This window comes from Mesorhizobium sp. M1A.F.Ca.IN.020.06.1.1 (assembly GCF_004023265.1).
In the GTDB taxonomy this organism is placed as follows: Bacteria; Pseudomonadota; Alphaproteobacteria; order Rhizobiales; family Rhizobiaceae; genus Mesorhizobium.
In genome coordinates this window covers 1-5,302 of the sequence record NZ_RZSR01000370.1, presented here as the reverse complement: position 1 = coordinate 5,302, position 5,302 = coordinate 1, and the positions used below count along the sequence as shown (strand labels likewise).

The 5,302-nt window shown below is 63.2% G+C and carries 6 protein-coding genes; all 6 read left to right on the top strand.

Annotated elements, in window-relative coordinates; translation table 11 throughout:
• A partial coding sequence (locus tag EOA60_RS37660) for a hypothetical protein (RefSeq protein WP_164899365.1) occupies window positions 1–680 on the top strand: 680 nt, incomplete at its 5' end.
• 3 nt (window positions 681–683) lie between these two features.
• Complete coding sequence (locus EOA60_RS17240; protein ID WP_127335235.1) at window positions 684–2,714, top strand: hypothetical protein; 2,031 nt, start codon at window positions 684–686, stop codon at window positions 2,712–2,714.
• A complete protein-coding gene (locus tag EOA60_RS17235; protein ID WP_127335234.1) occupies window positions 2,714–2,959 on the top strand; it encodes a hypothetical protein in 246 nt (81 codons plus the stop codon). Before EOA60_RS17240 ends, EOA60_RS17235 begins: the two co-directional genes overlap by 1 nt.
• A gap of 8 nt (window positions 2,960–2,967) precedes the next feature.
• Entirely contained in the window at window positions 2,968–3,411 is a 444-nt protein-coding gene (locus tag EOA60_RS17230; RefSeq protein ID WP_127335233.1) for a hypothetical protein, read from the top strand.
• Between the two features lie 10 nt (window positions 3,412–3,421).
• Window positions 3,422–3,898 carry a GNAT family N-acetyltransferase gene (locus EOA60_RS17225; RefSeq protein ID WP_127335232.1) on the top strand — a complete coding sequence of 159 codons (477 nt, stop codon included), beginning with the start codon at window positions 3,422–3,424 and terminating at the stop codon, window positions 3,896–3,898.
• A partial coding sequence (locus tag EOA60_RS17220; protein WP_164899364.1) for a hypothetical protein occupies window positions 3,898–5,302 on the top strand: 1,405 nt, incomplete at its 3' end. The genes EOA60_RS17225 and EOA60_RS17220, both read left to right, overlap by 1 nt.

Genomic DNA, 5,302 nt, shown 5'->3' with positions numbered 1-5,302 from the left:
TCTCTCAGCTCGAGACGATGATCGCCATGGATGCCGCCGATGCGGATTTCCCGACGATCATCCCGGCCATCATCAACTACGCCGAGATGCGGATTTACCGCGAGCTCGACCTGATCTCGACGATCTTCCGGGACACCTCGGTCACGTTGGCCCCGCAAACCCAGAACGCTACGCTACCCAATACCTTCGTGACGGTGCAGGGCATCAACATCCTGACGCCGGTTGGCGGTGCGGTGGCGTCAAGCGCCAGGGTGCCGCTGGTCCCCGCGTCGAAGGAGCTCGTCTACGCGCTTTGGGGCGATCCGACCGTGACCGGGCAGCCTCAGATGTTCGCCATGGTCGACCAGTGGAACGTCCTGTTCGCGCCCTCGCCTGATCTCGCCTACACCATCGAGGCCTATGGCACTCAACGACCGGCGCCGCTGTCCGCGTCGAACACAACGACGTTCCTGACCACCTATCTCTACGACTTGTTCCTCGCCGCATCGATGATCTTCGCCTCGGGCTACATGCGCAACTTCTCGTCGACCGGCAGCGATCCGCAGATGCCCATCAGTTGGGAGAGCCAATACCAGGCGCTGAAGGCCTCGGCCAACGTCGAGGAACTGAGGAAGAAATCCTGGTCGGACGCCTGGACCGCGTTCTCGCCGACGCCACTGGCGCAGCCGCCGCGGGGCTGATCGATGCCTTTGCAGACCATCGTCCTGTCGCCTGGCGTCAACACCCAGTCGACACCGATCCAGAATGCCGCCTCGATCCAGACGTCGCAGCTCATCCGCTTCAAGGCGGCCGGCGAAATGGTGCTGGTCGAGAAATTAGGCGGCTGGGAGAAATTTTATTCGGCCTCGATCGGCTCGCCCGTGCGGGAAATGCACGCCTGGGAGGGAATTAATTCCGATACCCACCTCGGAATTGGTGCCGAAAATACCCTTGGCGTGATTTCCTCGGGGTTTTTTCAGGATATTACGCCCAGAATTCTGATTTCCGACACGACGCCGAATTTTTCGACGACCTCGGGCAGCACGACGGTCAACATCGTCGACCCGAACATCACGACCACGATTTACGACACGATTTATATCCGCACGCCGGTCGCGGTCGGCGGCATCGTGCTGCAGGGCGCCTATGCCGTCGCGCTCGTCACGGGAGCGAATAGCTACAACATAACTGCGGCCTCGCCAGCGACCGCAACCGTGGCCAATGGCGGCGCCGTGCCGGTGTTCACGACGACGTCTGGCTCGCCGACCATCAATGTGATGCTTGCGAACCATGGTCTTGGCGTCGGCGGGAGTTTCGCGGTGCCGACGCCAACGGCAGTCGGCGGCATCACCATTTCGGGGACCTACATCGTCCAGACGGTCGTGGACGCCAACAACTTCACCATCAACGTGTCGAGCGCGGCGACGTCCTCCGCTTCGGCGTCGATGAACGGCGGCAACGTCGAGATCGCCTATTACATCGGCATCGCGCCAGCCGCGACATCGGCCGGCTACGGCATCGGCGGGTACGGGCTTGGCGCCTACGGCACCGGCGTGCCGCCGTCGCCATCGCCGGGCAGCCCGATCACAACCACCAATTGGACGATGGACAATTGGGGCGAGATCCTGATCGCGGCGCCGACCAACGGGCCGATTTACACATGGTCGCCCGACAGCGGCTACGCCGTCGCCGTGAAGGTGCTCAACGCCCCGGTGATCAACGGCGGCATCTTCGTTTCGGAACCCTCTCAGATCCTGGTGTCGTGGGCATCCTCGATCAACGGCGTGCAGGATCCTCTGCTCATCCAGTGGTCGGATGCCGGCGATTACACGAATTGGGCGGTGACGTCACAGACCCAGGCGGGCGGCTACCGGCTCCCGACTGGATCGAAGATCGTCGGAGGGCTGCAGGGACCGCAGTTTGCCTTCATCTGGACCGACATCGACGTCTGGGCGATGCAATACATCCAGCCGCCTTTCATCTTCGGCTTCGACAAGCTGGCCAAGAGCTGCGGGCTGATCGCCAGGCACGCTGCGGCCGTGGTGAACTCGGCGGTCTACTGGATGGGGAACAACCAGTTCTATGTCTATGCCGGCGCCGGTGTGCAGCCGATCGTGTGCTCGGTCTGGGACTTCATCTTCCAGGACCTCGATCAGAACAATCTCGACAAGATCCATGTGGCGCCGAACAACGGCTTTGGCGAGGTCGCCTGGTACTTCCCCTCGGCATCCGGCGGCACCGGCGAGGTCGATTCCTACGTCAAGTTCAACTTCATCCTGAACTGCTGGGATTGCGGGCGACTCAATCGCACGGCGTGGATCGATCAGTCGGTGCTCGGCCAGCCGATCGGCGCGAGCTCTGCCGGCTACATCTACCAGCACGAGATCGCGCTCGACGCCGACGGTCAGGCCATGGGCGAGTTCTTCGAGACTGGTCTTGCCCAGATCGCCCAGGGCGAAAACCTGATGTTCGTCGATTGGCTGATCCCGGACTTCAGATACGGCACCTATGCGGGACCGCAGAACGCAAGCCTGAACATCACGCTCAACTATACGGACTATCCGGGGAGCGCGCAGAAGTCGAAGGGGCCCTATCAGGTCTCGTCGAGTGTCGACTTCCGAAATCCTCGCGTGCGGGCGCGAGAGATCGGCTTCACCGCGGCCGGAACCGGTCTCGGCTCTTTCTGGCGCATGGGCGGCCTCCGCTACCGCGCCGCACCTGACGGGAAACGGTAATGGGTGAATCCAGAGACACTTTCGGCGGCAACACCAACAGCCTGTCGAGCATCTTGTCGACGCTGCAGCAAGGCGTGCGGGCGCTCTACGACATCGGTACCAAGATTGGAACGATCTTCCCACAGGTGAGCGGGACGAGCACCACGGCGACGGGCGGCGCGATCACACCGCCGGCACAGGTGGTCGGATATGTGACCGTCACGCTGCCGAACGGCACGTCGGCCAAGATCCCCTACTATAGCTGAGTACTGCGATGGCCGACCCGATCCCTTATGCCCTGCAGCTGGCAGGCGAGCCCTATTCAGCGCCCCATGTCGGGCCTATCCGCTCGCATGTCGCCGGGCGAACCGACCACATCGCCATGGACGTGCCCGCGGAATCATTCGTGATCCCGGCCGACATCGTCTCTGGCATTGGCGAGGGGAACACGGAAAACGGCTTCCGCGTCTTCAGCAAGCTGCTCGGTCTTCCAGACAGCGCGACGCCGGCGGCACTGCAGCGCGCTGACGGCGGCAAGGTGGGATCGCCAGTGCCGATCATGGCGGCCGGCGGCGAGATCGTGGTGCCTCCCGATGTCGTCAGCAAGGTCGGCGGCGGCGACATCAAGCGAGGGCATCAGATCCTCGACCACATGGTGCGCCAGCTCCGCAAGGAGCACATCAAGAAATTGAAGTCCCTCCCCGGCCCTCACAAATAGGCACCCCAGCATGACTGACGATGTGCGCCTCGCGGTCCCGGCCGACGAAGACAAGATCATTTCGATGATCCGCCTGCTTCACGACGAGAACGGTCTGTTCCCGCTCTCGGAGCGCAAGGTGCGCGAGTACATGCAGCGGTTCTTCCGTAAGGAAGGCGCGCTAATCGGCGTCGTCGGGCCCGTCGGCGACCCTGTCGGCAGCATCTACCTCGAGATCGGTCAGCCCTATTATTCGGAAAGCTGGTACCTCAACGAGGCGTGGAACTTCGTCCACCCCGACCATCGCCGTTCCGACTACGCCAAGAAACTGCTGGCCTGGGCAAAGCAGATGTCGGCCGACATGCATCTTCCGCTGATGATCGGGATCGTCAGCAATCATCGGACCGAGGCCAAGGTCCGGCTCTACGAAAAGCAGCTTGAAAAGGCGGGCGCGTTCTTCGTCTGGAACCGCGAGTTCGCCGGGCCGTGCGCATGGGATAAGCACTGATGGGCGGCAAAACTAGCACAACCACGACTACCAATACGCCACCACCGCAGGTGATGGCGCAGTATGAGAAGCTGCTTGCCCAAGCGAATCCCATCGCGGCTACGCCGTACCAGGCCTACACCGGCGGCGTGAACGGTTCCGGCTTCGAGCAGAACCAGCTGACGGGCTTCAACACCATTGCCGGCCTCAACGGCGCCTCCAATGATGATTTCAGCGCAGCGTCCAATGCGCTGACCGCCGCAGCGGTGCCGACCTCGGCCTCCGTCGGGCAATATATGAGCCCCTACATCTCCGGCGTCGTCAACTCGACAATGGCGAACATGCAGGAGCAGAACGCCCAGCAGCAGCAGGGCGTGCTCGGCAACGCGATCGCGCAGGGCGCCATGGGCGGCAACAGGGTGGGCGTCGCCCAGGCGGAGCTCGCGCGGCAGCAGAACCTCGCCAATCAGTCCACCATCGCGAACCTCTACAACACCGGCTATGGGCAGGCGCTGAGCGCCGCACAGGCGCAGCAGGCCGCCAACCAGGCTACGGCGGCCGGTTTCGCCAATCTCGGCCAGACCGCGATGCAGACCAATCTGGGGCAAGCCGCCGCCCAGGTCGGTGCCGGCACCCAGCAGCAGCAGTACAACTACCAGCAGTATCAGAACGAGCGGTCCTACCCGTTCCAGACGCTTGGCTGGCTCGCGAACATTTCGGAGGGTCTCGGCTCCGGCATGGGCGGGACGCAGACGACGACAGCGCCGGCCGGCAATACAGGCGCTGGTATCCTCGGTGGTCTGTTGGCGCTTCCATGGGCCAGCGGTGGCGCCGTACACGAAGGCGGGCGCCCGCGCCGCGCCCAAGGCGGCGTCATCCCGTCGTCGCCGTATTCGGGCGCCTCTGGGATCGTTCCCATGAACGACAATCCGATGCCGGCCGCAAACGACAATGGGGGTGCTAGCTATGTCCCGCAGGCGGCGACAGGCACCAATGGCGGCGGCTCCACGATGCCGACCGGTGGCGCACCGCAGCAGCAGGCGCCCCAGTCAAATCAATCGCTTCAGCAGGGTTTCTCAGGGCTTGGTGCCAATCTCAAGAAGCAATATCCCAACGGCATTCTCGCCGGCCTCAGCGGTGATCCCGGGTTGCCCGCTACCGCACCTATACCGACGCCAAACCCGATGACCGGTGAGGCAGGGCTCCCGGAGAAGATTGGCGATGTCGCAGCGCCTGCCTCTGGCGGGATTCTGTCCGCTTTGGGGTCCATCTTCGGCCTGAAGAATGGCGGTGTTGCGCGCGGCTATGATGATGGCGGCGCGGTCGATGGCGATCCTCTCCTCGACAGCATCAAGGCGCTTCTGGGCAGCGGTTCGGATGCGCCGAAGCCTCTGACCGATCAGCAGTTCGGCGATCGTGCTGGTG